This is a genomic window from Corynebacterium marquesiae (genome assembly GCF_030229635.1).
Classification (GTDB): domain Bacteria; phylum Actinomycetota; class Actinomycetes; order Mycobacteriales; family Mycobacteriaceae; genus Corynebacterium; species Corynebacterium marquesiae.
The window spans coordinates 124,044-147,864 of the sequence record NZ_JASPII010000004.1 but is presented as its reverse complement, the minus strand read 5'-3'; the positions used below and the strand labels follow the sequence as shown (position 1 = coordinate 147,864).

The window sequence follows — 23,821 nt, the reverse complement described above, 5'->3', positions numbered from 1 at the left end:
TCAACTATAGCTCGGAGCGACTCTCCCACCTATTTACATATACGCGATTTAGAGCTCATATCTTCGGTAACCTATTCATTTTCCCACTCTGATGAGCTTTCATCTGAATCGCTTTCACCTCGTGGTCGGGACTCCCCCAAACCCCTACCCACCTCACCCCGATACTTCTCCAGCAGGACCTCCAGGTCGGTGAACAGGGCCGAGCCGTACTCCGAGTGACGCAGGCCGAACTCGACGCTGGTGGGAATGAAGCCGGCGGGATTGCCGAGGTCATAGCGGATCCCCTCATGAGCCACAACATGGACGGGATGCCCCTCGGAGAGGAGGAGAGTGATGGCGTCGGGAAGCTGCAGCTCCCCGTCCTTGCCGGGAGTGATACGGCGGAGAGCGCCAAAAATCGTACGGTCCAGAAGGCAGCGACCGGTAGCCACCATATTCGACGGCACATCCCCAACCGCTGGCTTTTCCACCATGCCCACAACCTTCTTCACCCGATCATCGTCAGTAACCTCAACATCAAAGACGCCATAATTCGACACCTGCGGCGGCCCCACCTCCACCGCCAACAACACCGAACCGCCATGCTCTTGGCGCACCCGAATCATCTCACCCATGGCGGCGGTGGGCTCAATGACCAAATCGGGAAACACGACCGAGGAATAGTGCCCGTCGGCATCTAAGATTTCGTCCGCATCCCCTTCTATTCCTTAGCTCCGTACCCATGTCACGCAAAGCCTTGTTTTACATCACGGTGCGCCATTAAAGCCCCATCCAAAGGAGAATTGGGCTTTCCAACATCTGAATACCCAAACCCGTTGTCTACCACGACTACTGCTCTAGCGGCCCTAATCTACGGATCCATCTCCGTGCTGATGTACATCACCAAAGCAGAGTTTGGACCCAAACGCCTCATACCATCTTCGATTGCTTTGCTACGGGACTGTAGTAACTCCAGCGTGATGGCCAAGATTTTCAACGGGCTCCGACACAGGAAAATAGCCAGGCCTATTCTTCCTCTTCCCTCTTTCTGGCCTGTCTGCGCTCGCGCCCCCGAGTGCGTTTTGCTTTGCGGATGTCTACGACCCAACGCGGAACAAAAGGCCACGGAAGCGGAACCCCGAACCCACCTGTAAATCCAACGGCTCCGAGGACGAAAGCTGCCATGAGCGCAACCTTCAGCACCGTGCCAACAAATTCGGGAGGGTTAGCACCATCGACCAACCCTGCGATACCGCCAACACCCAAAACTAGCGTGCTATAAGGATAATAGAAGAGGACGCCATCACTTACTGCACCTTCCCAGGCGAGTTCGTCGTACCACTTTTCTGATCTGGGGTTCCTCCGCACATATCGGATGTAGTAGGTCCAGTAGAGCACCATGACAAGTACTAACCCGGCGTATACGAGCAGCCCAATAATATCGCCGTCCATAAAATAGGCCTCCCGTGGCTGCTGGTTGCGGTATGTAACCAAACGCTACCAGCGTCTGCTGGGTTAAGGCATGAAACGAAACGACATACGGATGCGCACAACGCCAAGGCCCAGGAAAATATGAAAGACCGACCAATTGTGATGCTTGTAGCCTTGCGGCTAGGAGGCTTCTTGCCTTTAATCTGTCCGGATTCCCCCAAAAATCCGTACCACACAGACGCCCCGCCTTCCCCCTGCTCACCAGCGAGTCTTCTGCCACCGCCCAGCTTGCCGACGCCCCACCTAACCACCCCCACCCCTCGTACTGCTTCGTACCCTGTGCCCAGCGTCGACCCAGTACTTTGAGACAAGACTCCACCACCTTTTCTACAAAGAATACAAGAGCCTGAGCTGGGCCCTTACTTAGCAGACTTTCTCGTATAGATGGCGTCCCAACTTCTTCGTTCCACTTTCCCAATCTCGTCACAAGTCGGGCCACGCATCACGGAGGTCAATTGCATACGGAACCTTCAAAAATCCCGATACCAACCGAGCAACAACCACAGTAGGTAAAGCCGGAACGGTTCCCACTACAAGGTCAGGTTGAAACTCAGCGACAATCTTCCGCCTAGCAGCAGCTGCCCAGAGCATCCCCAACGCAACAGTGCCTTGATGCTGAATTCTCAGCGATAAAGAACGGCCAGCAGGAACAAAACCTGTCCTCAGTATCTGCTCGCCCTTCTCACCGCATTCAATGGATTTTGCTGGTTTAAAAGGTTGCTTCCTTAGCCAAGTTCTTAAATTCACCTTTCTACTGAAGTTTGGAGGCGGTGCGATTACTAGCACCTAGTGACCAGCATTTACGAGGATTTCACTAATCCAAGCAAGTCTTCGCTGGGGAACACCAATTTCCGGAGCCCAGTAGGCTCACAATCAGTACACGCATCCCAAACCTCTCTGCTAAAACCGTTCAAGCCTCACTAAATCCGGAAGACCTCAACTTGTCAGCAAAACAATACCATTCGCTCCACGAAGGACTTCTCAACTTCCACTACTTAAGGAACATAAACCTAGCCATGAGCTGCTGGTTTGTCTGTTTAACCGATGGCCTATATAGTTAATTCTCGTTGCACAGAGAACCGCAAGTTCAATGTACAGCGTACGCATAATCCTCCATAGCTCAGTTGGCAGAGCATTCGACTGTTAATCGAAGGGTCACTGGTTCGAGCCCAGTTGGAGGAGCAAAGTTCCCGCTTAGTAACACTAAGCGGGATTATTTGCGTTTTGTCTATATTTCTTCAGGGCTTCAATCTTTAGGCGCTGCGGTGGAAGTACTGCTTATACACAAGTGCATTAAGCTCGAATACGGCCGAGTAAGAGAACCAAGCGGGGATCCTTGAGGCCATCGGACGGCAGTGTTGAGGAGAATCCTGGATTAGTTTGTCGTAGATTTTTCGTGTCTCCACCTGTCCGTCGACTTTGGTGGTCTGCACAATATTGTCTGGCGATACTGCCCTGCCAGGTTCATGAGTTGCTAACGAGGTTTAAAGAATGCCCTGTAGATCTCGGCTTCAGGCCTATTTTTCCAGTTGAAGCCGGAAGCCCATGTGCCTTGGTACGCCCTGCTGCCTTGCATGAGGCAGCGGTTTCGTGCGGCTAAACACCGGTGCGAGTGGTTGTACCATTGTCCACAACTCTAGACCGGCTTCTAGATACGTAGAGCGCCCCGAGCGCGTTAAATGTTCCTAGTAATCAGTAGACTGGCGCGGGTGTCTCCAAAGCTTGCTCGAAGGGGCCGGAAAGTGCTGTAAGCGAGTCTGAGGCCAAGCCGTAACTCTTGATACTCCCTCGAGCTTCTAAGCCTGCTTAACCGCCGTAGCGGCGTCCCACGTGAACGTCTACGCCGCCGAAGAGGCTGTAGCAATTGACGTTGATTTCTGGTGCGTCCACTGGCAGGTCATTCGGATGAATGGCGCTGTTTTCTACCTTGAGGTCATGCCCGCCAAAAAGGCCTACACCGCCGACGTGGACGCGGAAGCCTTCGGGGATATAGACATCCACGCCACCAAAGACGCCCACCGCCTCGATGGTGGTAGAACGACTGTGCAGGGCTACGCCCGTGAGATCAATGTCCACGCCGCCGAAAAGGCCCAAGGCCGTCAGGGAACGAGCTACTGCCCCACCGCTGACAGTGGAACCGCCAAAAATCCCCACCGCAAAGGAGCGGGTCTCCTGCACGCTCGGCTGTACCTGTCGGATGGCCTGCTCCACCTTGGCGATGGCTTTGGATTCTTGCTGCCCCGCGTAGGCTTTTGCGAGTTTTCTTTCTTGTCCAAAAAGGAGAACTTCTGGGTCCTCTACAAGGTCAGCCAGCGGCTCGATGAGCTCAGCGCGGGTCGTTGCATTTACGCAGGCGGCCGAGCGCTTTTCAAAATCATCGAGGTCAATCTGCCCTGCCGAAAGCGCATCCCCTAAGATGTCTGCAGCTTTCGTGCGTTCTCGGTGGTTACAGCGGATATCCAGCGGTTTCATACCTTTAATATATCCGCTTTCTCCGGCAGGCGCGCGAGTTATTCCTTGCCTTGGGCCCCTTAGAGGAATCGACCTCCGGCAGAAATTCTTCTACGCGCTCGCCTACCCCGGTCAGCTGCGCGATGGCGGCGACGGCGCGCTGCGCGCCCTTGCCGTCGCCATAGGGGGTAACGGCGTTGGCCATGGCGTCGAAAGCGGCGCCGTCGGAAAGCAAAAGCTTCGCCTCTGCCACGATGAGCTCGCGATTAGTGCCCACCAGCTTAACCGTGCCGGCGACAACGGCTTCGGGGCGCTCGGTGTTTTGGCGCATGACTAGCACCGGCTTGCCCAATGCTGGTGCCTCCTCCTGGACTCCGCCGGAGTCAGTCAGGATGATGGTTGCGCGGTTTTGCAGCTGCGTAAATTGGTCATAAGGCAGCGGATCCGTGATGATGATATTCGGCAAGTGGTCGACCTCTGGCAGAACAGCCTGGCGCACCTTAGGGTTGAGGTGCAGCGGCAGTGCGAAGTTAATCTCCGGGTAAGCTTCTGCCAAGTCCTTAACTGCACCACCAATTTCCTTCATCGCCTCAAGGTTCTCACGGCGGTGGGTCGTAACCACAACGAGGCGCTTATCGGAGTCTGCGGCTTCCGGCAGGGCAGTGTCCGCGAACTCCGTATTCCACGATGCTACTTCGAGCAGAGCGTCAATGACGGTATTATCGGTAATCACGATGCCCTTGGAACGCACATTCTCGCGACGTAGGTTCTCCATCGATCCCTCGGTTGGAGCCAAGTGCAGCTCGGCTACCTGACCAATGAGCTTACGGTTCGCCTCTTCAGTGAACGGCGAGTGGATATCGCCGGTACACAAACCGGCTTCAAGGTGAACGATCTTTACCCAGCGATGGAAACCGGCGAGTGTTGCAGCCATAGCGGTAGAGGTATCGTCCTAGGAGATGATGACGTCTAGCTCTTCTTCAATGATGGAGCCCAATCCAGCAATGGCGCGGGAGACAAGCTCATTAAGCCCCTGTCCCTGTTTCATGAGCCCCAGATCGTGCTTCGGCTGGATGCCAAACATGGTGTTGACCTGCTCCAGCATCTCTGTATGCTGACCGGTAGAGACTGGGATCGAATCAAAGCGCTCATCTTTATCCAGCGCCTTAATGACCGGTGCCACCTTGATAGCTTCCGGTCGGGTGCCATAAACGCACATAACCTTAGCCCTACGCATAGAACTCCTTTGGTGTTGATCAAGCGTTTACGGAAAGTTGTAAATACTTTAACTCTCAATCCGACTAGGCCACAAAGTTCAGGTTAAGCTACCGGCATTGTTGAATTCATTCGCTGACGCTCACGCCGCCGTCTGGGGCGACGGTCACCTTGGCCGCCATGGCGCGGGCTAGATCGAGGCGTTGCCACGAGCCTCCCTCTGCCTGCCAATCCAATGGATTGCCGGCTGGACGCGCAGTCTGGCGGAGGACCTCGGCACGCTGATCCCAGGTCAGTTCTGGGTGGGATGCTGCTAGCAGCACTGGAGCGGCCTGCGGGACGACCATCGGGACGTCGGTGCGGTAGCGCGGGGCAAAGTCATAGTCCATGAATGTGGAGTACTGTTCTACCGCATCGTCGGTGGACTGATAGTCGGCACCCTCTGCCCTATCCTGGGCCACCAATTCTTCCACCGTCTTGCCGGTGCGCCACTTAATCTCCTTGCGCACTTCCATCGAGGCTTGCCAGAGAGCATTGCGCATGCGCTTGTCATTGAGGCGGTCGGCTGCGGCGGCTTGGCCAGTCATGCGGCCGCCGATGACATCCAGCGGGTAATGCACTCCTAGGACCACGCGGTGGTTGCCGGCCTCTGCGCCTCGCAGCATGAGCTGTGGACCTACCTCAGGCAACATGAAGGACATCAGCGTGGTAATCCAGGTTGCCTGATTGGTATGACCCGAGGGGAACGCTGGCGAGGTGGGGTAAAGGTCCTTGGAACCATCGTCATAGCGCTTAATCGCCTGCGGCGCGCGCTGGTACGGGCGCTGATAGTTGAAGTAGTACTTTTCTGACATGGTGGAATTGGCTAGCCCACCCGCACGAGCGGCGTAGCCATTGCCCAAGAGGTATTCGGTTTTGGGCAGGCGGTGCTCGGCCAAGGCGGCGCGGAAGGCATCGCCTAGGTTCTTGCCCATCGAGTCAGAAACGGCTTTGAGCACGCTCGTCGAGCTGGCCTTGGCATCGGCCTGCGCGCGGCGGATTAAAGCGGGGTCACCGGCTGCGGCGTTATTGATGGCCACGGCCTTGTCCATATTTTCTTGGCGGATTTCTGGCTGGACCTTGATGTGATCAAAAAGCTGGACTACCTGCCAGTAGTTGCCAAATTGATAAGAGGAAACATCGGATTCAAAGCCCGCGATATAGTCCGTGCTAAACGGCTCTGGTACCGGGGCACCGGGGTGCTGGACTGGGGCTGGGCCGGTGGACTGCTGGGTGACAGGCTCACGCAGCTGGGGCACGGCTACGGGAAGGGCTGTGGCCGACGGTGCGAGGGCTATAGTCAGCCCAGTAGCCGCGCACAGGGCGAGCCCACGGACTGCGGGGCGAAGATTATTCCGATAGTTCAACGTAGAAACCTTTTGCTAGTATCAAATTCCCACGAATAATATCTAGCTAAAGTTAAGGGGAAGTGAACGCGACGCTAAACTCACATGCACAATCGTGGATTGGCGGTTAGACCTTTGCGGTCACCACTCAGCGTTCTTCAGCCCAATTGGGGCCTTGGTGCGCCGCGGCGGTATCCGGTTGGTGGCCGGAAGATTCCGCAGAAATGCTCGCGGTAAAAAGCGCGGCCAGCGCCACTGCTGAAGCCGCTGCCGAATCCCTGCGCTTGTTATTTTCCACACATTTAAACTAGCGCGTATTGCGCGCCATGAAAAGTGCTAGTCCAATGCGGGGCTAGCGCCACCCCTCACTCGTGGTTGGCGGCGCGCGCCAAAGCTTCGCGGTAGGCTGGTGGGGAACTTTTACTCGCACAGGAATAAGGGGACACGCTAAGCAATGATCCAATTCGTCTTCGGCGCCGCAGCAGGATACGTTTTTGGCACTAAGGCTGGCCGCAAGCGCTACCACCAGATCAAGGGCGCCTACGAAAAGGCCGTCAACTCCCCCGTGACCAAGTCCGCCGTCACTTCTGCACGTAAGGCGGTGGCCAACCGCTTGGACCCGGAACCGCGTATGCGCGAGGTTCGCGATTTGTCTTCCAAGCGCAACAGCAAGGGCCGGCTGCGCGGATCGCAGATGGATAATGCGGACCGCATTTATGAGCCCGATGAGGACTAGGTCGATTGCAGACTAGCTTTTAGGCCTCCTCCCCTCCCCTCGGCACGCACCTTATTTGGGGTCGCGCCGAGGGGAGATTTTTATGCCTGGGGAGGCGTGCCACGGAAGGCGCGGTCATTGAGCTCACGGCGGGCTTGCTCTAAAGCGACGAGGTCAGCGAAAAGCGAGTTATAGCTGGCCTCATCATCGGAGGGACGCATGCGGCCAAGACGAGCCTTCAACTGGGCGATTTGGTCCCCCACCACGGTTTCTTGCAGGCGGGAGAGAACGGAGTCGGCGTATTTTTCGGGGCCGACGTCGGTAGGCAAAATGGCCTCTACAGCAAGCTCGGAGACGAAGTTGCGGCCGGTGAGATCCTGCATCTCACCGGCTACCGCGGCGATCCATTCCACGGCCGGCATGGTAGCACCCTGAGCTGCGCCTCCCACGGTAGAAATGGCTTGGCGGACGAGGCGGTAGGCGTCGTTGGTATAGGCGTCGGCAGTAATGCCGTCGAAGTAGGAGCCCGCCACCTGCGGCATCTGCAAGGCCAGTTTGAGGGCCTCGCGCTGGGGCCACAGGTGGGTCTCCTTCGGGCTCGGCGGATGGATCATCGGCACGTCTTGTTGTGCCGGCTGCTGTTTCGCATTTTCGAAGCGGCGAATGGTGGGTTTTTCGGCCTTCTTTGGCTTGCGCGCCTCCGCGCGCACCTGTCGAAGAACCTCTTCCGGATCAGGCCAGCCCACCCAGCCAGCTAAGCGGCGGGCGTATTCACGCTGCAAAGGTTGATCGCGGATCTGCGCTACCACGGGTACCGCGCGGCGCAGGGCCTGCAGGCGGCCTTCGGCACTGTCGATGCTGTACTCCGCAATAACGGATTGAATGACGAACTCAAACATTGGAATGCGGTCCGCGATGAGCTCGCGCACGGCGGCATCGCCTTTTTGCAGACGCAGATCACAGGGATCCATGCCATCGGGGGCCACGGCAACGAAGGATTGACCGGTGAACTTTTGCTCGCCGTCAAAGGCACGCATGGCGGCCTTCTGCCCTGCCTCATCGCCGTCGAAGGTATAGATGAGCTCGCCATTGAAGTAGGAATCATCCAGCATGAGTCGGCGCAGTACCTGCAGGTGCTCGCCGCCAAAAGCGGTACCACAGGAAGCAACGGCAGTCTTGACGCCTGCGGCATACATAGCCATGACATCCGTGTAGCCTTCTACCACCACGGCCTGGTGTTGTTCGGCGATATTGCGCTTGGCCAAATCGAGGCCAAAGAGCACCTTAGACTTCCGGTAGAGCATGGTCTCAGGGGTGTTCATGTACTTGCCGAGCTTGTCGTCGTCGAAAAGCTTGCGCGCGCCAAAACCAATGACGTTGCCGGAAAGGTCCTTAATCGGCCACAACAAGCGACGATGGAAGCGGTCGATGGGCCCGCGCTTGCCCATCTTGGAGATGCCAGCTGCTTCCAGTTCTTCAAAGGAAAAGCCTAAGCGCAGCAAGTGTTTGGTGGCCGTATCCCATCCCTCTGGGGCATAGCCACACTCGAAGTCATAGATGACTTCGCGGGAAAAACCGCGATCCAGCAGAAAGTCGCGGGCGGTGGCTGCTTGCGGCGTCTCTAACTGCTGGCGATAGAACTCGTGCGCCGCCTTATTCGCGGCAATGAGGCGCTGCCGCGTGCCGGGCTTCTCATTGCGCGCGCCCGTGGAGCCACCCTGATAATTGATGTGGTAGCCAATCTTCTGCGCTACTGCTTCCACCGCTTCTGGGAAGGAGACCTGCTCCATTTCCATCAGGAAACTAAAGACGTCACCACCCTTGCCGGTGGAAAAGCAGTGATAGTAGCCGCGCTGCGGGCGCACGTGAAAAGACGGAGTCTTTTCATCCTTGAAGGGGCTGAGCCCCTTGAGCGAATCATGACCGGCGGGCTTGAGCTGCACGTACTCGCCGACGATCTCTTCTAAAGGCGCGCGTTCACGGATAGCTTGGATGTCGCTGTCCGGAATTCTGCCTTTTGCCATGCGTACAGACTACCCCGCGCGCGGTGGGAACGCTCAACTGCCTAGGACAGGAAGGTGCCCTTCGCCAGGGTTCACAGTTTGGGCGCAAATCACCCTCTGTTGGGGTACTTTCCACATGCTGTTACCTACCCCCGTGACGGGGCAATTTTTGGCCTCGCAATTGACCCGGGGCGATTTATACTTTTAGCGCCGCACCTGCAACAATAAAGGTATGCCCAAGTCCAAAGCGTCCAAGAAATCGCTCCCCGTTGCCCTCGGTGGCCTTGCGCTTGTCGTCGTAGCAAGCTACTTCGGTTTCGACCTCGGCGGCGATGGCGATTCCTCTACTTCTTCGCCGTCCGAGTCCGCAGGCGGCGCTAAGACTGGCGACGCCGATACTTGCGAGATGTCTTCCCTCCCTGCCGAGGCGAACGACACCGCGAACGATATTTTGGCCGGCGGACCGTACGACTACCCAGATAATGACAACGCCCGTTTTGGCAATTACGAGGGCCGGCTGCCCCAGCAGGACAAGAATTACTACCGCGAATACACGGTAGAAACCCCGGGCAGCAAGAACCGCGGTGCCCGCCGCATCATCACTGGCGGCGGCAGCGAAACCGACCCGGAGGTGTGGTACTACACCGATGACCACTATGAAAGCTTCTGTTCTATCCCAGACGCGGAGGAGTAATAATGCAACGCATCCTCATTACTGAACACATCCGCACCCGCGCGGACTTCTTCAACGCACTCGGTCGCACCCGCGGCTGCGAAGATTGTGGGCCACGCAACCTCGATGACCTCGCGGACTTCCTACGCGAGCAGCGTACCAGCGTCATCGTTGCCTCCAATATGGATATCGAAGGCGAGGACCTAGCGGCGGTAGCTAGCGTGCTCGAGGACCAAGGTGTCGCGTTGGTGCGCTAGCGACTCGGGCTCTGGGACTGGAGCGGGAGCCGAGGCGTTAGGTCCATAGATATGAGGCCGAATTGAGGGTTTTGAGCTCTCAATTCGGCCTTTTCGCGCTCAGATCGGCCTGATGAGTCTCGACCTAACTCTAGTGCGGCACTGGGTGGGCCAGGTTTAGCTGAGGAACCCCGAAAGCTCCGCGCTCCGGCGGGCCAAGCGCTCCAGGCGGGACTCGGTCATGGAGGCAATCTGGTCGATGATGGCGCGGTCGCGGGCGGCGTCGGTACCGGCTTGTTCCCACCACAGCCGGAAGGTGGCATCGAGGGAACCGGGGGCGCCTGCGACGAGGTAGTCGTAGACGCGGTAGATACGCTCACGCTGGCGGTCTTGGCGTGCAAGATGGGCGGGTTCATCCATGACATAGAGAACCGCGATGGTTTTAAGCAGCTTGACCTCGGCCTCGGCCTTTTTGGGGACAACGAGGTCACCGTGCATGCGGCCAAGGGTATTGGAGGCGATGAGCTCGGAATTAGCCTCGCTGGTTGCGCCGATAGTGGCGCCGACGTAGCGTCCCACGAGCTCCGAGGTCATCTTCTTCAAGTTGGCGTAGTCGCGCAAAGAATAGTCAAAGTCACCGATGGCGTTGATGACGCTTAAGTTGCGCAGGCTATCGGCCGCCTCCAAGAGCTCGTCGGCTGTGCCGCCAAAGGCTTTAGCGCCCTTTTCTGCCAGCTGGGCTAGCTCCACCAAATCCCACAGAACGTTCAAAGAGATGCGCCGGGAAATAATGCCATCTTCCACGTCGTGCACGGAGTAAGCAATGTCATCGGACCAGTCCATGACCTGGGCTTCGATACATTTGCGATTATCACTATGGCCCTCGCGCAGCCAGTCCAAAAGGTGCGCATCCTCGTCATAGGCACCGTACTTGCGGTTGGTGGTGCCATCCGGGTTGGTCTTGGTCCAGGGGTATTTGCAGGCACCATCGAGGGCCGCGCGGGTGAGGTTGAGACCAAAGCTCTGTGGTTCGCCGTGGTCATCGTCCACGATGACTTTCGGCTCCAGGCGGGTCAAGATGCGGAGGGTTTGGGCGTTGCCCTCGAAACCATTGAGCGCAACCTCATTGAGCGCATTTTCGCCATTGTGACCGTAGGGTGGGTGGCCGATGTCATGGGTAAGCCCTGCCATATCGCATAGGTCAGGATCGAGTCCGAGTCCAGCACCGATGCTCCGCGCAATTTGGCCTACTTCCAGCGAGTGGGTCAGGCGGGTGCGTGGAGTATCGCCATCGCGCGGTCCGACGACCTGAGTTTTATCGGCCAAGCGGCGCAGGGCTGCCGAATGCAGCACACGGGCGCGGTCGCGGGCGAATACGCCGCGATGTTCTTCCACGGTATGGAAGGCTGAGCCCTTCGGCTTTTCATCAGCCAAGCGAGCAAAGTCGGCGGCGGAATAAGAATAGGACACGGCCTCAAGCTTATTCCGTGAACTGGCCTTTTGGGTGAGCAACGTGGCCTAAGTGCGGTTGTCTTCCTGCTCAATCGTCTGATGCCGCAGCTTTTGATTCGGGCGCAGCACCCGCTCCACGCGGTAGAAACCATTGCGCAGTGCAGCGGCACCGCGGGCTGGTAACAGGTCGGCCACCAGCGCGTAGGCCACGCCACCGGTTTCGTGGGCAAGGTAGCGCCACCACGGCGTAGAAAAGCGCGCGGCCGGGTAGTACGGCGTGCCGGAGACGGTGGCCTTGATGCCCTCTTGGCGGGCGATGAGCGCGGTGCGCAGGCGGTGGAGGGGATCGGTGATGATGGTGGCGTCGGAAAGCGCGAACGCTTGCTTGACCTCTTTCAGGGAGTTGCGGGTATCCATCCCCTCCTCCACCGCGTGCACGGTCAGGTGCGGGAAGTGCTCGCGCAGGTAGCTGCGGCCAACACCGGCCTCAGTAAACCTATCCCCGGGCAGCTTGCCGCCCACGGTAATGACCTCCAGTCGCTCGGCCGTGGCTAGCTCACCGGCGTGGCGCAGGCGGCCGGCCAAAATGCGGGAGGGGCGGCCGTCATATTGGGCGGTTCCTAAAACAATTGCGTACTTCACTGCCCTATTACACTACCCGCCGGAGGGCGAAGGGTAGCCGGTAAAGTGGTGGGCATGAATTTGAGTGCACGTTTGGGCCGCGCGGCCATCGCCGCTTTCATTTTGGGCTGCACCTCTATCGGTGCGGGGTCTGCCTTCGCTGCCGAGACCACCACGGTGGCGCAGGGCACTGCAACCCTCCAGGACAAGGTCACCGATGATGCGGGCGTATTAAGCACCGAAGAAAAGGCCGAGCTCCGGGAGAAGATTGGCCAGCTACAAAAAGAGAAACACCGAACCCTTTTTGTCTACATCACTGATGAGTTGGGCACGGATCCAGAAACCTTTGCCGCAGCGACGGTCAAGGACAAGGGGCCGAATTCCGCGGTCTATGCGCTATCCATCAATGACCGCAAGATGGGCGTGCAGACCGGCAAGGATTGGCCCAAGGGCCGTCTCGACCAGATGTATGACGCCGCCTATGACAAGCTGGCCAGCGATGAGTACGGTGCTTCGGCCCTCGCGCTTGCCGACGCCGCCTTGGGCAACTCCCCTACCTCCAATTCCTCCGACTCCTCTGGCCTAGCGTGGCTGGGCGGTGGCGCGGCCGCCATCGTCGCCGCCGGTGGCGGAATCATGTACTACTCGCGCCGCAATACCAAGAAGAATAATGCGCAGACGCTGGAGTCGGCCCGCGAAATTGCCCCGGGCGATACCGATCAGCTGGGCCGTCTGCCGCTGGAGACTTTGGACCAGCTGGCCCAGGAGGAGTTGGTCTCTACCGATGAGTCCATTCGCCGCGGCAAGGAGGAGCTCAATATCGCGCTTTCCGAGTTCGGCCCAGAGCGCGTGCGCCCATTTACCAAGGCGATGAACCACTCCACCTCTACCCTGCAAAAGGCTTTCCACCTGCGCCAGCGCTTGGATGATGCCGTGCCGGAATCCCCGGCCGAGCGCCGCCAGATGCTGGTAGAAATCGTCTCCTCCTGCGGCCAGGCCGATGATGCCCTCGATGCGCAGGCCGAGGAGTTTGCCAAGATGCGCGATCTGCTCATCCACTCCGACGAAAAGCTAGATGAGCTCACCCAGCGCACCGTGGGCCTGCGCGCCCGCCTGCCGGAGGCCGAATCCACATTGGCCGGCTTGAAGTCCAACTATGACGAGCACGTACTCTCCTCCATTGCCGATAACCCCGAGCTTGCCGCCGCTTCCCTGGATGAGGCCGAAAAGCTCTTGGACAAGGCCCGGAAGGTCCAAGAGCAGCCGGCCGGCCAACAAGGCCCGCTCGTGGGACTAATTCGCGATATCGAGCACGCCTGCGAGATGACGGACCGCCTCATTTCCGGCGTGGAAAATGCCGAGGAGAATATCGCCACCGCGCGTGGCAACCTCGAGGGGCTTATCGCCGAGGTAGAAGGCGAGATCGACGAGGCCCGCGAACTCGAGCGCCAGGGCAAGGCCCAGGGAACCACCGCGGATTGGGACGCCCTCGAGGATCTGCTCGGCCGCGCCGGCACCGCCGTCAACAAGGCCAAGGCCCACGGCCAGCAGGATCCTCTGGGCCAGCACACCGCGCTGACCTCTATCGATACCCAACTAGATGAAGCGCTCGACCGCGTGCGCGAAAAGACCTCCACGCACGCGCGCCAGCTGGATCTCTTCCGCCAGCAGATTTCCGTAGCGGAATCCAATATCCAGGCCGCAGAGGACCTCATTTCCTCCCGCGGGCGCATCATTGGCTCGGGTGCGCGCACCGCGCTTGCCGACGCCAAACGTCTCCACGCCCAAGCCCTCCACACCGAGCGCAGCGATATCCGCGCCGCTCTCCAGTCCTCCCGCGAGGCGGTGGCCGCCGCCCAGGCGGCGCTGCAGCGCGCCAAGGATGACATCGACGAGCACCGTCGCCGCCAGCAGCGCCAGCAGATGGGCAACGCCGCCGGCAATGTCGTGACCGGTATGGTCCTTGGCCAAATGCTCAGTGGCGGCCGCGGCTTCGGCGGTGGTTTCGGAGGCGGCGGCTTCGGTGGGGGCAGCTTTGGCGGTGGAGACTTCGGCGGTGGCGGCGGAGGCGGCTTCCGCGGCGGCTCCTTCTAGCCCGCCCATTCCGCCTAGCCTGCCCAGTCCGCCCCCACGGCCCGGCAGCCCTGCCCTAGGCTCGCGCGCGGGTGCCCCGGCTCCCAGCTCTCCCCGGCGCTGGGCTAGGTGCGCAGGGTGCGCGGGGTGGCGTCGAGAAGCAAGCAGGCGTAGCTCAAGAAAATGGCGTCGAGCTCCGGCAGCTCGCCCACGCCCACGCCCACGCTCACGCGCAGACCATCGCCGGCCGGCGCGGTGCTGGCAACCTCGGCGCCCGCGACGCGGGCCACGATGCGACGCTCGCGACGGAAGGGGTTGCGGCGCTCGAGAAGGTACTCCCGGTCGGCGCAGGTCGCGCGCAGGCGGGTGACGGTAATCCCGGCCTGGGTGACCGAGAAATCCTCGCCCGCGGCGGTCTGCGCGCGCAGGAAGAACTGCGGGGAGGAAGAATCCAGCGAGGATTCTACTGCGAGGCGCTCGCCGGCCGCGGTGGCAAGCACGCCGTCGCGCACTGAGGCAAGCTCGTGCCCCTCGGCGTTGGTGAGCGCGCCCGCGCGCCAGGTCCACTGGATAGGCATTAGAGGACGAATAGTGCGACGAGGGCGACGATGGATGCCAGAACCAAGGTGATGATCCAGGCCCAGGCTTTGCCTTGTGTGGTGGCATCCAAGATGACGCGGGTAAACCAGCTTAGGCCGGCGATTTCCGCGGCGGTCAGGCCCTCGGCATCGTGCTCGAATTCGAGGATAGCCTTGCGCACGCCGGAATTGCGGGCGGTAAACTGCCCTACCTTTTCGTCATCGACGTCATCGATGATCCAGTCGCCGCTGTTTTCGTTGATGAAGGTAAACGTTCGGCCGTTGAGCGATGCCTCTAGACGCTTGTCGCGGCCGGGGCGGCCGGCGAGGCGGTAAATGGAGCCATCGGCAAGCGTGGCAGAAGCGCCAAGGTCACTGACCTCGGTGCGCCAGAAGTGGCCGTCCACCTCTGCGGAATGCTCCGAGAATACGCCCAGCTGCTCCGGGCCATCTTCGGCCAAGAGCACGGGCTTTGTGCGATCGGAGCGATCCCAGCTGGTGTAATGCATCCCTAGCACCCAATCAGGCGGGCAGCGAGATAAGCCTCGAGGTCATCGAGCTTCACGCGCTCCTGCTCCATGGTGTCGCGCTCGCGCACGGTTACGGCATCGTCTTCGAGGGTGTCGAAGTCGAAGGTGACGCAGAACGGGGTGCCGATCTCATCCTGGCGGCGGTAGCGGCGGCCGATGGCACCGGAAACGTCAAAGTCCACGTTCCAGTAAGCGCGCAGCTTATCGGCCAGCTTGCGGGCAGGCTCGGAGAGCTCTTCCTTCTTGGACAGCGGCAGTACGGCCACCTTGATCGGTGCCAGGCGGCGGTCCAGGCGCAGGACGACGCGCTTATCGGTGCCGCCCTTGGCGTTGGGAGCTTCTTCCTCATCGTAGGCATCCACCAGGAAGGCCATCATGGAACGGCCCAGGCCGGCGGCCGGCTCGATAACGTACGGGATCCAGCGCTCGTCATTGGCCTGGTCGTAGTAGGACAGGTCCTCACCCGAGCCCTTGGCGTGAACGGAAAGGTCATAGTCCGTGCGGTTGGCCACGCCCTCCAGCTCGCCCCACTTAGAGCCCTTGAAGCCAAAGGCGTACTCGACGTCCACGGTGCGCTTAGAGTAGTGGGAGAGCTTTTCCTTCGGGTGCTCGTACAGGCGCAGGTTTTCTTCCTTGATGCCCAGGTCCACGTACCAGTTGTAGCGGTCATCAATCCAGTACTGGTGCCACTCTTCGTCCTCGCCCGGCTTGACGAAGAACTCCATCTCCATCTGCTCGAACTCGCGGGTACGGAAGATGAAGTTGCCCGGGGTGATTTCGTTGCGGAAAGACTTGCCGATGTTCGCGATGCCAAACGGTGGCTTCATGCGCGAGGAGGTCATCACGTTCTTGAAGTTAACGAAGATGCCCTGTGCGGTCTCCGGGCGCAGGTAGTGCAGGCCCTGCTCATCATCGACTGGCCCCAGGAAGGTCTTGAGCAGACCGGAGAAGGCCTTCGGTTCGGTCCAGTCACCCGGCTGGCCGGTTTCTGGGTCATTGATATCCGCCAGGCCGTTTTCTGGCTCGTGGCCATGCTTTTCCTCATAAGCTTCAATGAGGTGGTCAGCACGGTAGCGCTTGCCAGTGTGGCGGGATTCCACCAGCGGGTCAGAAAAGACCTCGACGTGGCCGGAGGACACCCAGACCTGACGCGGCTGGATGACGGAGGTATCTACGCCCACGACGTCTGCGCGGGACTGCACCATGTGGCGCCACCACTGGCGCTTGATGTTTTCCTTGAGCTCTACGCCAAGAGGGCCGTAGTCCCACGCGGAGCGGGAACCGCCGTAAATTTCACCTGCCTGGTAGACCAAGCCGCGACGCTTACACAGGTTTACAACGGTATCGATGACGGATGCCATTAGTTTTCGGACTCCTCTGGTAGGGGACAGTCTTGACAATCTCGTTCAGTCTAACCCGAAGCACTTCCCGGCGGTGGGATTGGGGCATGAATTTAATCTGAAATAAATACAACGTATTGCACGTATCGGGTAATATAAGGGTGACCGACAGGTAATAGGTATTTAATTGAAGGTGACATTCCCTATGACGACCACTTACAAGGCCCCAAATACTTCTGCGGCTGCCGGCGTGATCGCTGCCCTCGATTCGCCCCTACGCATCGCCATCATTTCCCGCTTGGCCGAGCGCGATCACTTTGTCCATGAGCTGGTCAAGGCCACCGGCAAGTCCCAGCCCCTTATCAGCCAGCACCTGCGCGTGCTCAAGCAGGCAGGCATCGTGGACTCCGAGCGCAGCGGCCGCGAGGTAACCTACTCGCTCATTGCGCCGCAGGTTTTGGACCTGCTTGCCGACGCCGCCAGGATCGCCTCCTAGCCCCCTCTTCCGTGCATATAAAGCCGCCTGAGCATGCAGTTGTTGAAAAAGCACTGATAATATTGCGGTCATGGCTTTACACGACAGTATTCCCAAACTAGGCGCGCGCAATACCAAGCAGCGCACCGCAGTCGTCGAGGTGCTCCGGGAAATGGAGAAATTCTCCTCCGCTAAGGAGATCTACCACGAGCTTCAAGAGCGCGAGGAGAAGGTGGGCCTGACCACCGTGTACCGCACCCTGCAGTCCCTAACCGATATCGACGCAGTGGACGCACTCCACATGCCCAATGGCGAAACCCTCTACCGCCATTGCGAGACCGACGCCCATCACCACCACTTGGTATGCACTAAGTGTGGCCGCACCGAGGAGATCGACGGCGGCCCCATTGAAAAGTGGGCCACCTCCGTAGCGAAGGACTATGGCTTCGAGCTCACCGGCCACGATGCCGAGGTCTTTGGTATCTGCAGCGACTGCGCCGCCTCCGCGTAGGCGCCCTCGTTCCGCCTAGCGAAGCCACCACCCCCCCTAGCCTCAGTCTCCACCCCGGAGCCTGAGGTTTTCTTTTGTCGCACACAGTGGCAGCGCGTTACATGCCTAGGCTATAGCGCCGAGACTGCAATTAACTGCACGGCCACATTATTAACCAGGTGCACAATAAAGCCTGCACGCAGCGAATTGTGGAAACGAGTTACTAGCGCGCACCCCATTCCTAGAAAAGTCGCATACACCATGACCGGCGGCGCGATATGGGCAACACCAAATAACAGCGAGCTGAGGATCACGCTGGCAAACGCTGGGACGCTCCGATCCAAGTACCCCATCAGCAGGCGGCGGAACACAATTTCTTCCACCAGCGGTGCCAGTAAAAGGTAGCAAGCCAAAGAAACGACCACCATCACACCGCGCCCATCAGCTGCGGATGCATTTTCCGATGGCGATAACCCCAACAGTGGCCCCACAATCGCGGCTGCGACTCCAGCTACAAAAATAGCGAGAGGAACCTGCCACAATAAGTGCCAACCACGCCGGCCCAATGGAGGAAAGCCGAGACTAATTCCCCGCCGCTTGAGGTAATACACCAATGCCGCCGTCGGCACCACCACTGAAAAAGCAAGCGCAACGGGCATAATCGTACCCAATCCACGCGTAGCCAAGCCGGCCTTCAGCATGACAAAACTGTCACTACCAATAGAACATCCATGGCAATAATGGCCACTATTCCGATAAGCACGTCTTTTAGCCTGATGTCGTCTTCTGCCATGCCCCTACCCTAAAATTCCGCCACTCATCCTTAAGAATGAATTGAGCCTGAAAAGTAAAGCACCCTTTACAGTAAAGGACATTTGACATATGATAACTGTCAAGCACGCTTTACAACCACTTGTTACAGGAGAATTCCTTGGAGACCACCCGCTTTGGCCGCCCCAAGTTTGGCGGCACGCAAACCAAACTCATTACTTTGTCCGTGGCTGCAGGCGCAGCCATCGCAGCGGCAGCCGGTGCTCTTGTGGCCACGTTCGTACACGATGATTCCCCGCTACTAGCCTTTACCGTGTACGCACTGTGCCTACTGCCTGTTGCTACGACGGCTAGCTGGCTATTCATGGTGGATCAGTCCACCATTCGCGGAGCAACACCCGATCCGGAAAATTCAATCGAATCCCATTGGTATTCGCAGGCCTCCGAAAACACCCTGCACGTCATGCTTTTTGGCATTGGCGGCCTCGGCGTGGTCTCTTCTTTTTGGGACTTCCACGTTTCGGGCTCCCTGCTCACTATCATCTTGGGAGTCTTTGTGACCGGCACCTTTGGCATTAGCTACTTTGCCCACAAGCGGGCGGCAAGCTAAGCCATGGACAACCGGCTCAAAGAAATTCGCGAGAGCCAAGGTCTCTCCCAGCAGGGCTTGGCCACCGAGCTAGGCGTTTCGCGCCAAACGGTCATCAGTATTGAAAAAGGACGCTACGATCCTTCGCTCCCCCTCGCATTTCAGATCGCGCGCCATTTCTCCTGCCGCATCGAGGACATCTTTATCCCCGAGCTATAAACGCACACCGCTTCGCTGCTGCGCGTTACTTCTTAACGCCACCGAAGCGCCGGTCGCGTCGCGCGTACTCCTCGATGGCAGCGAAGAGATCCTCCGGGGTGAAGTCCGGGAAGAGCTTATCCTGGTAAATCATCTCCGCGTACGCGGACTGCCATAGTAGGAAATTGGAGGTGCGCTTCTCACCGGACGGGCGCAGGAAGAGATCCACATCCGGCATGTCCGGATCATAGAGATGCTGCGCGATGGTTTCTTCCTTAATATCGCGCGGGTTGAGCTCGCCGGCTGCAACCTGCTTAGCGATGTCCCGAAAACCATCCACCAGCTCTGCCCTACCGCCGTAGTTGACGCACATGGCCAAGGTCATATTGGTGTTATCCTTGGTCAGCTCCTGGGCAGCCTCGAGCTCCTTGATCACTGAGCGCCACAGGCGCGGGCGGCGGCCGGCCCACACCACTCGCACGCCACGCTCATTGAGCCACTCGCGCTGGCGGCGCAACACGTCGCGGTTAAAGCCCATGAGGAAGCGGACCTCCTCAGGGCTGCGGCGCCAATTCTCCGTAGAGAAGGCATAGGCCGAAAGATAAGGAACGCCGGCGGCAAGGCAGGCATCGACGACGTCAAGAAGCACGGCTTCGCCGCGCCTATGCCCCTCGGTGCGCTTCATGCCCTTCTCTTGGGCCCAGCGGCCATTTCCGTCCATGACCAGCGCAATATGGCGCGGCAGGAACTCATCCGGGATATTCGGCGGGGTCAAAGTGCGGTTCGGGTCTGGCGTAATCACGGGCTATATTCTACTGCTCCATAACCTGCAATGCGGAAACATTGCGCTCCATGTGCCACTGCAGGTGCGCCCGCGCTAGGCGGTTCCCCTCCTGCTTTTGCGCATTCGTGGGCTTCGTCGGATAGTTATGCGCTAAAAGCCACAGGTGATGCAGGGTTTCCGGATCCACCTCGGCCGCACCTGGCGGCCGGCATTCGTGGCACGCCGCCCCGCCGACCGCCGGGTGAAAGGCGTGGTGCGGGCCGGGCCGGTTGCACTGGGCACAGTTGAACAGGCTCGGCGCCCAGCCGGCATGCGCCATCGCCTGCAGCAAAAAGGCATCCAGCGCCATGGTTGGGTCCGCGGTTTGCAGCTGCTCCAAGGTCGCGGTGACGGATTCGTAGAGGTAGGGGTCATGGGCGGCGTCGGCAAAAGCAAGGCGCTCTGCCGACTCCAGTACCGCGCAGGCTGCCGTGTAGCGCTCATAGTCCTCGATGAGGCGCGCGCCAAAGTAATCCACCGTATCCGCTTGGGAAATGGTGGCTAGATTTTTGCCCACATACAGCTGGACATCGAGGTTGACGAAGAGCTGCAGGCGCGAGCCAAAGCGGGACTTTGCCCGGCGCACGCCCTTGGCCACCGCGCGCACGAGGCCGTGATCGCGGGTAAGCAGGACTATGACGCGATCGGCCTCACCAAAGTCATAGGTGCGGATGACCACTGCGCGGTCACGATAGTTCTCGCGCATAGTGGTTTAAAACCCGAGCCTGCCCAGCGACTTCGGGTCAGACTGCCAATTTTTCAACACCTTGATGCGCAGATCCAAGTACACGTTTTGGCCCAGCAGCTTAATAATTTCCTTGCGGGCGTTGCCCACAATGCGGCGGAAGCGCAGGCCGTCCTTGCCCTCGATAATGCGCTTTTGGCCGGGGCGTTCCAAGTACAAAATGGCGTGGATATCCAGCACGCCCTCGCGGGTGCGCGACGGCAGCATCTCATCAACCTGCACCGCCACCGAATGTGGCAGCTCCGCCTTCAAGCCGGACAGGGCGGCCTCGCGAATGAGTTCCTCGATGCGCTTTTCCTGGCCCTCATCGGTGATGTGGTCATCCGGGTAGAACTTCGGGCCTTCTGGCAGGTGGTCCACGATGACCTGCACCAGCTCATCCAGTTGCACGCCCTCCTTGGAGGACACCGGTATGACTACCGCATTCGGGTCATCCTGGGTAAGCAGTTCGTGCAGGGCCAGCAGCTGGGCGCCTACCTGGTCCTTGCTGGCCTTATCCAGCTTGGTGACGATGCCGATGATCGGGGTCTTTGGCGCGATGCTGCGCACGTTTTCCAGAATCCAGCGGTCACCCGGGCCAATCTTTTCATCGGCCGGGATGGTCAGGCCGATTACATCTACATCGGCATAGGTGTCTTTCACTACCTCGTTGAGGCGCTCACCCAAGAGGGTGCGCGGACGGTGCAGGCCCGGCGTATCCACGACGATGACCTGGGCATCATCGCGGTGGACCAAACCGCGAATGGTGTGGCGGGTAGTCTCCGGCTGGTCAGCGGTAATCGCAATCTTTTGCCCCACCAGGGCATTAGTCAGCGTGGATTTACCGGTATTCGGACGGCCGACAAAGGACACAAAGCCCGAACGGAATCCCTCCGGGGTATCGGTGTATTGCGAATAATCAAGCGGGGCTGCCGTATTCTCGGCGCCTTCCGGCACGGCATCATCGGGGTCTTCTGGCAGACCCTCGAATGCCGCATCAAACTGTGCATCAAAATCAGAACTCATTACCCGCAATAATAGCCCACAGAGCCAAAAACTCCGATTACTTCACGGCAATTTCTACCAGGTACATAGAGTAGGGCTAATCTATGGAGAAGCCTCTCTCCCCAGCACAAACCGTGCTCACTCTCCGAAAGGTCCCTTCATGCCCCGCAAGTCCCCTGCCCTATTTTTGGGCGCTGCACTTACTCTCTTCCTCTCCGCATGCTCCTCTCCAGATTCTGAACCGTCCCCAGAGACGAGCACGAGTCCCTCCGCAACCTCTTCTTCCAGCACCTCCAGTTCTTCAACCACCACTTCTTCTACCACCAGCAGTGAAGAGGCCATGACTGAAGAACCTGCAGAAAGCGTCGCTTCCGAGCCGGAGACCCAACCCCAAGCCGTGGCTGCCGAGCCGGAGCTGCTGTATTGCGATCCGGGAAACTTGACCATCATCGGTACCTTTTCTGACGGCACGCAAAGGCCCACAGAGCTATGCGATACCCCCGCTCACCGCCGATCTGCACGCGCAGAAGGAGTCTGCGGCAGTCTGGACGGGCGGTATAAATACCCCGACGAATGGGCAGAACTGTGCAATGGAGGTCTTCCACCTTCCGATTCGGACTATCCCGATAGCTACGGCGATATAGATGCAGGTTACGCACCAGAGTCTGGCGCGGTTACGGATGCGCCAGCCGATTCGGATACGGGTGCGGTTGGAGGCTACGAGTATTAACAGATAGAAGGCAGAGCGTTAAGCAACGTCAAAGCCCTGCACCCGTCAATCGGGTGCAGGGCCTTGGTGGTGGATTAGCAGGGCTTACTTAAACTCGTCCGGCAGTGGGCCGAGCTGCGGGCCGTCTGGGTAGTACTTCCAGCCGTCCTTGATGCGGACGTCGTCAGCCCAAGGAAGTTTGTACTCGCCCTTGGCCAAGTCCTCGACCCAGGTGAGATAGTTGTCAGTCTTGCCACCGGGGTAGCCCACGTACCCACGGTTGCCCAAGTTGAAGATGTTGTTTTCTAGGCCCCAATTGATGCGGGCCTTGTCAGCCAGCTCAGGGAAGATTTCGGCGGTGACGATTTCTCCGGGATTGCGGTGGCCCTCAGAAATCATGTGGCCATCGTAGTTGCAGACGTTGCCTTCACCGAAGTAGTAGAAGGTGTTGTCGTAGCCAGCCAGGTTTACGGAGGCGGTGTACATCAGGTTTTGGAAGGCATTGGTCTTATTGGTCATGATCCACTGATCCTGGGTTTGCGTGGAGTAGCCAGAGATGCGGATATAGACGTTGGCGCCCTTGTATGCAGCCTCGCGTGCGAGCTCAGGGAACATGCCGTCGTGGCAAATGTTTACAGCGAGCTTGGAGCCCTTCGGGCCGTCGCAAACCGGCATGCCCAAATCGCCCGGGTACCAAGGCTCGATGGGGGTCCATGGCTGCAGCTTGCGGTAGTGCAGGGCGATTTCGCCGTCGGAGTTGATGATGATGGCGGTATTAAAAGGAGGCTTTCCTTCCTCATGGTTTGGCTCCATGATGGAAAAGACGCCCCAGACATCATTGTCCTTGCAGGCCTGCTTGAACTGGTCCACCTTTGGGTCATCGAGGCCGATGAGGAATTCATCATAGGACCAAATCTTGGTGTTGAGACCGGAGGATGAATATTCCGGGAAGACAATAAGGTCGAGGTCTGGGTAGCCCGCCTTGGTGGAACCCACCATGCGGCAGATTTCGTCCACGCTGGCTTGGACGTCTTCCGGGGTATTGACCACGGGAACGGGGTACTGCATGAGGGCCATCAACAGGCCGTCGGGGGATGCGCTGATGCTGCCGGTGCTGGACATGGTGGACTCCTATCGCAAAGTAGATGATGTGACGGGAGCCATATTACTGATGTTGTAGTAGTGCGTCACACTATTCATCCAGAGAAGTAGTCTCGCATGAGAGACTCACCGGACGTCGCTGTTAATGGAATAAAAGGGCCGAGCTGAGGGGAAATTCTCAGCTCGGCTGAAAC

At 58.9% G+C, this 23,821-nt stretch carries 26 protein-coding genes, 1 tRNA gene and 1 pseudogene; 10 read left to right on the top strand and 18 right to left on the bottom strand.

Annotated features, from left to right (window positions below; translation table 11 throughout):
• Positions 1-71 precede the first annotated feature (71 nt).
• On the bottom strand, positions 72-683 hold the full coding sequence (locus QP971_RS04220) for a sugar phosphate nucleotidyltransferase (protein WP_337887915.1): 612 nt from the start codon (positions 681-683) through the stop codon (positions 72-74).
• Positions 684-1,005: 322 nt separating this feature from the next.
• Positions 1,006-1,431 carry a hypothetical protein gene (locus tag QP971_RS04215; protein WP_284768413.1) on the bottom strand — a complete coding sequence of 142 codons (426 nt, stop codon included), beginning with the start codon at positions 1,429-1,431 and terminating at the stop codon, positions 1,006-1,008.
• A gap of 1,148 nt (positions 1,432-2,579) precedes the next feature.
• On the opposite strand from QP971_RS04215, the gene QP971_RS04210 reads away from it, so the two are divergent.
• Positions 2,580-2,652, top strand: a tRNA-Asn gene (locus tag QP971_RS04210).
• A gap of 624 nt (positions 2,653-3,276) precedes the next feature.
• On the opposite strand, the gene QP971_RS04205 is transcribed toward QP971_RS04210, so the two are convergent.
• The 4 genes and pseudogenes from QP971_RS04205 to QP971_RS04190 form a co-directional block, all read right to left on the bottom strand.
• Positions 3,277-3,942 carry a DUF1707 SHOCT-like domain-containing protein gene (locus tag QP971_RS04205; protein WP_284768873.1) on the bottom strand — a complete coding sequence of 222 codons (666 nt, stop codon included), beginning with the start codon at positions 3,940-3,942 and terminating at the stop codon, positions 3,277-3,279.
• 4 nt (positions 3,943-3,946) lie between these two features.
• Positions 3,947-5,158, bottom strand: a pseudogene (gene wecB / locus QP971_RS04200) (non-hydrolyzing UDP-N-acetylglucosamine 2-epimerase).
• Positions 5,159-5,264: 106 nt separating this feature from the next.
• On the bottom strand, positions 5,265-6,542 hold the full coding sequence (locus tag QP971_RS04195) for an acid phosphatase (protein ID WP_284768874.1): 1,278 nt from the start codon (positions 6,540-6,542) through the stop codon (positions 5,265-5,267).
• A gap of 127 nt (positions 6,543-6,669) precedes the next feature.
• Complete coding sequence (locus QP971_RS04190) at positions 6,670-6,819, bottom strand: hypothetical protein (RefSeq protein WP_284768875.1); 150 nt, start codon at positions 6,817-6,819, stop codon at positions 6,670-6,672.
• A gap of 156 nt (positions 6,820-6,975) precedes the next feature.
• Here QP971_RS04190 and QP971_RS04185 point away from each other — a divergent pair, with 156 nt between their 5' ends.
• Positions 6,976-7,257: a hypothetical protein gene (locus QP971_RS04185; RefSeq protein ID WP_284768876.1), complete on the top strand. Its 282-nt coding sequence runs from the start codon at positions 6,976-6,978 to the stop codon at positions 7,255-7,257.
• A gap of 80 nt (positions 7,258-7,337) precedes the next feature.
• On the opposite strand, the gene dnaG is transcribed toward QP971_RS04185, so the two are convergent.
• Entirely contained in the window at positions 7,338-9,260 is a 1,923-nt protein-coding gene (gene dnaG / locus QP971_RS04180; protein WP_049378554.1) for a DNA primase, read from the bottom strand.
• Between the two features lie 211 nt (positions 9,261-9,471).
• On the opposite strand from dnaG, the gene QP971_RS04175 reads away from it, so the two are divergent.
• Both QP971_RS04175 and QP971_RS04170 read left to right on the top strand, forming a co-directional pair.
• On the top strand, positions 9,472-9,933 hold the full coding sequence (locus QP971_RS04175) for a guanyl-specific ribonuclease (protein ID WP_284791380.1): 462 nt from the start codon (positions 9,472-9,474) through the stop codon (positions 9,931-9,933).
• Positions 9,934-9,935: 2 nt separating this feature from the next.
• Positions 9,936-10,169 (top strand): barstar family protein, encoded by a 234-nt coding sequence (locus QP971_RS04170; protein WP_198491854.1) that lies wholly within the window; start codon positions 9,936-9,938, stop codon positions 10,167-10,169.
• A 156-nt stretch (positions 10,170-10,325) separates the two neighbouring features.
• Here the strand turns inward: QP971_RS04170 and QP971_RS04165 are convergent, their stop codons facing one another.
• Positions 10,326-11,618, bottom strand: coding sequence for a deoxyguanosinetriphosphate triphosphohydrolase (locus QP971_RS04165; RefSeq protein WP_284810947.1), 1,293 nt, complete (start codon positions 11,616-11,618; stop codon positions 10,326-10,328).
• A 48-nt stretch (positions 11,619-11,666) separates the two neighbouring features.
• Positions 11,667-12,242, bottom strand: a complete 576-nt coding sequence (locus QP971_RS04160; RefSeq protein ID WP_284810946.1) for a YdcF family protein — start codon at positions 12,240-12,242, stop codon at positions 11,667-11,669.
• A 54-nt stretch (positions 12,243-12,296) separates the two neighbouring features.
• On the opposite strand from QP971_RS04160, the gene QP971_RS04155 reads away from it, so the two are divergent.
• Positions 12,297-14,315, top strand: coding sequence for a TPM domain-containing protein (locus tag QP971_RS04155; protein ID WP_284810945.1), 2,019 nt, complete (start codon positions 12,297-12,299; stop codon positions 14,313-14,315).
• A 104-nt stretch (positions 14,316-14,419) separates the two neighbouring features.
• On the opposite strand, the gene QP971_RS04150 is transcribed toward QP971_RS04155, so the two are convergent.
• Genes QP971_RS04150 through QP971_RS04140 form a run of 3 tightly spaced genes read right to left on the bottom strand, consistent with a single transcriptional unit; the run spans position 14,420 to position 16,763 of the window.
• Positions 14,420-14,872 carry a hypothetical protein gene (locus QP971_RS04150; protein WP_284810944.1) on the bottom strand — a complete coding sequence of 151 codons (453 nt, stop codon included), beginning with the start codon at positions 14,870-14,872 and terminating at the stop codon, positions 14,420-14,422.
• Positions 14,872-15,381 carry a hypothetical protein gene (locus QP971_RS04145; RefSeq protein ID WP_284810943.1) on the bottom strand — a complete coding sequence of 170 codons (510 nt, stop codon included), beginning with the start codon at positions 15,379-15,381 and terminating at the stop codon, positions 14,872-14,874. The genes QP971_RS04150 and QP971_RS04145 overlap by 1 nt, the downstream gene beginning before the upstream one ends.
• Positions 15,382-15,383: 2 nt before the next feature.
• Entirely contained in the window at positions 15,384-16,763 is a 1,380-nt protein-coding gene (locus tag QP971_RS04140) for a glycine--tRNA ligase (RefSeq protein ID WP_284810942.1), read from the bottom strand.
• A 184-nt stretch (positions 16,764-16,947) separates the two neighbouring features.
• On the opposite strand from QP971_RS04140, the gene QP971_RS04135 reads away from it, so the two are divergent.
• Positions 16,948-17,238, top strand: a complete 291-nt coding sequence (locus QP971_RS04135; protein WP_049378545.1) for an ArsR/SmtB family transcription factor — start codon at positions 16,948-16,950, stop codon at positions 17,236-17,238.
• Positions 17,239-17,308: 70 nt separating this feature from the next.
• Positions 17,309-17,728, top strand: coding sequence for a Fur family transcriptional regulator (locus tag QP971_RS04130; RefSeq protein WP_049378544.1), 420 nt, complete (start codon positions 17,309-17,311; stop codon positions 17,726-17,728).
• A gap of 110 nt (positions 17,729-17,838) precedes the next feature.
• On the opposite strand, the gene QP971_RS04125 is transcribed toward QP971_RS04130, so the two are convergent.
• Entirely contained in the window at positions 17,839-18,366 is a 528-nt protein-coding gene (locus QP971_RS04125; protein WP_284810941.1) for a CPBP family intramembrane glutamic endopeptidase, read from the bottom strand.
• A 272-nt stretch (positions 18,367-18,638) separates the two neighbouring features.
• On the opposite strand from QP971_RS04125, the gene QP971_RS04120 reads away from it, so the two are divergent.
• Positions 18,639-19,088, top strand: coding sequence for a hypothetical protein (locus tag QP971_RS04120; RefSeq protein ID WP_284810940.1), 450 nt, complete (start codon positions 18,639-18,641; stop codon positions 19,086-19,088).
• A gap of 3 nt (positions 19,089-19,091) precedes the next feature.
• Complete coding sequence (locus QP971_RS04115) at positions 19,092-19,286, top strand: helix-turn-helix transcriptional regulator (protein WP_049378541.1); 195 nt, start codon at positions 19,092-19,094, stop codon at positions 19,284-19,286.
• A gap of 25 nt (positions 19,287-19,311) precedes the next feature.
• Here QP971_RS04115 and QP971_RS04110 read toward each other — a convergent pair whose 3' ends face one another.
• The 4 genes from QP971_RS04110 to QP971_RS04095 all read right to left on the bottom strand — a co-directional run bounded on the left by QP971_RS04110 (position 19,312) and on the right by QP971_RS04095 (position 22,159).
• Entirely contained in the window at positions 19,312-20,067 is a 756-nt protein-coding gene (locus QP971_RS04110) for an isoprenyl transferase (protein ID WP_284810939.1), read from the bottom strand.
• 10 nt (positions 20,068-20,077) lie between these two features.
• The gene (gene recO / locus QP971_RS04105; protein ID WP_284810938.1) at positions 20,078-20,794 is read right to left on the bottom strand and encodes a DNA repair protein RecO; all 717 of its coding nucleotides are present in this window, start codon (positions 20,792-20,794) and stop codon (positions 20,078-20,080) included.
• A gap of 6 nt (positions 20,795-20,800) precedes the next feature.
• The gene (gene era, locus QP971_RS04100) at positions 20,801-21,838 is read right to left on the bottom strand and encodes a GTPase Era (protein WP_284810937.1); all 1,038 of its coding nucleotides are present in this window, start codon (positions 21,836-21,838) and stop codon (positions 20,801-20,803) included.
• Positions 21,839-21,955: 117 nt separating this feature from the next.
• The gene (locus tag QP971_RS04095) at positions 21,956-22,159 is read right to left on the bottom strand and encodes a hypothetical protein (protein ID WP_284810936.1); all 204 of its coding nucleotides are present in this window, start codon (positions 22,157-22,159) and stop codon (positions 21,956-21,958) included.
• Here QP971_RS04095 and QP971_RS04090 point away from each other — a divergent pair.
• Positions 22,158-22,547 (top strand): hypothetical protein, encoded by a 390-nt coding sequence (locus QP971_RS04090; RefSeq protein ID WP_284810935.1) that lies wholly within the window; start codon positions 22,158-22,160, stop codon positions 22,545-22,547. The genes QP971_RS04095 and QP971_RS04090 overlap by 2 nt on opposite strands.
• 84 nt (positions 22,548-22,631) lie before the next feature.
• On the opposite strand, the gene QP971_RS04085 is transcribed toward QP971_RS04090, so the two are convergent.
• Positions 22,632-23,648 carry a formamidase gene (locus QP971_RS04085; protein WP_284791389.1) on the bottom strand — a complete coding sequence of 339 codons (1,017 nt, stop codon included), beginning with the start codon at positions 23,646-23,648 and terminating at the stop codon, positions 22,632-22,634.
• Between the last annotated feature and the right edge of the window lie 173 nt (positions 23,649-23,821).

Coding starts and splice junctions, on each gene's coding strand:
- QP971_RS04215 (WP_284768413.1), bottom strand. CDS start 1,431: ATGGACGGCGATATTATTGGGCTGCTCGTATACGCCGGGTTAGTACTT.
- QP971_RS04205 (WP_284768873.1), bottom strand. CDS start 3,942: ATGAAACCGCTGGATATCCGCTGTAACCACCGAGAACGCACGAAAGCT.
- QP971_RS04185 (WP_284768876.1), top strand. CDS start 6,976: ATGATCCAATTCGTCTTCGGCGCCGCAGCAGGATACGTTTTTGGCACT.
- dnaG (WP_049378554.1), bottom strand. CDS start 9,260: ATGGCAAAAGGCAGAATTCCGGACAGCGACATCCAAGCTATCCGTGAA.
- QP971_RS04175 (WP_284791380.1), top strand. CDS start 9,472: ATGCCCAAGTCCAAAGCGTCCAAGAAATCGCTCCCCGTTGCCCTCGGT.
- QP971_RS04170 (WP_198491854.1), top strand. CDS start 9,936: ATGCAACGCATCCTCATTACTGAACACATCCGCACCCGCGCGGACTTC.
- QP971_RS04155 (WP_284810945.1), top strand. CDS start 12,297: ATGAATTTGAGTGCACGTTTGGGCCGCGCGGCCATCGCCGCTTTCATT.
- QP971_RS04150 (WP_284810944.1), bottom strand. CDS start 14,872: ATGCCTATCCAGTGGACCTGGCGCGCGGGCGCGCTCACCAACGCCGAG.
- QP971_RS04145 (WP_284810943.1), bottom strand. CDS start 15,381: ATGCATTACACCAGCTGGGATCGCTCCGATCGCACAAAGCCCGTGCTC.
- QP971_RS04140 (WP_284810942.1), bottom strand. CDS start 16,763: ATGGCATCCGTCATCGATACCGTTGTAAACCTGTGTAAGCGTCGCGGC.
- QP971_RS04135 (WP_049378545.1), top strand. CDS start 16,948: ATGACGACCACTTACAAGGCCCCAAATACTTCTGCGGCTGCCGGCGTG.
- QP971_RS04130 (WP_049378544.1), top strand. CDS start 17,309: ATGGCTTTACACGACAGTATTCCCAAACTAGGCGCGCGCAATACCAAG.
- QP971_RS04125 (WP_284810941.1), bottom strand. CDS start 18,366: ATGCCCGTTGCGCTTGCTTTTTCAGTGGTGGTGCCGACGGCGGCATTG.
- QP971_RS04115 (WP_049378541.1), top strand. CDS start 19,092: ATGGACAACCGGCTCAAAGAAATTCGCGAGAGCCAAGGTCTCTCCCAG.
- recO (WP_284810938.1), bottom strand. CDS start 20,794: ATGCGCGAGAACTATCGTGACCGCGCAGTGGTCATCCGCACCTATGAC.
- era (WP_284810937.1), bottom strand. CDS start 21,838: ATGAGTTCTGATTTTGATGCACAGTTTGATGCGGCATTCGAGGGTCTG.
- QP971_RS04090 (WP_284810935.1), top strand. CDS start 22,158: ATGACTGAAGAACCTGCAGAAAGCGTCGCTTCCGAGCCGGAGACCCAA.
- QP971_RS04095 (WP_284810936.1), bottom strand. CDS start 22,159: ATGGCCTCTTCACTGCTGGTGGTAGAAGAAGTGGTGGTTGAAGAACTG.
- QP971_RS04085 (WP_284791389.1), bottom strand. CDS start 23,648: ATGTCCAGCACCGGCAGCATCAGCGCATCCCCCGACGGCCTGTTGATG.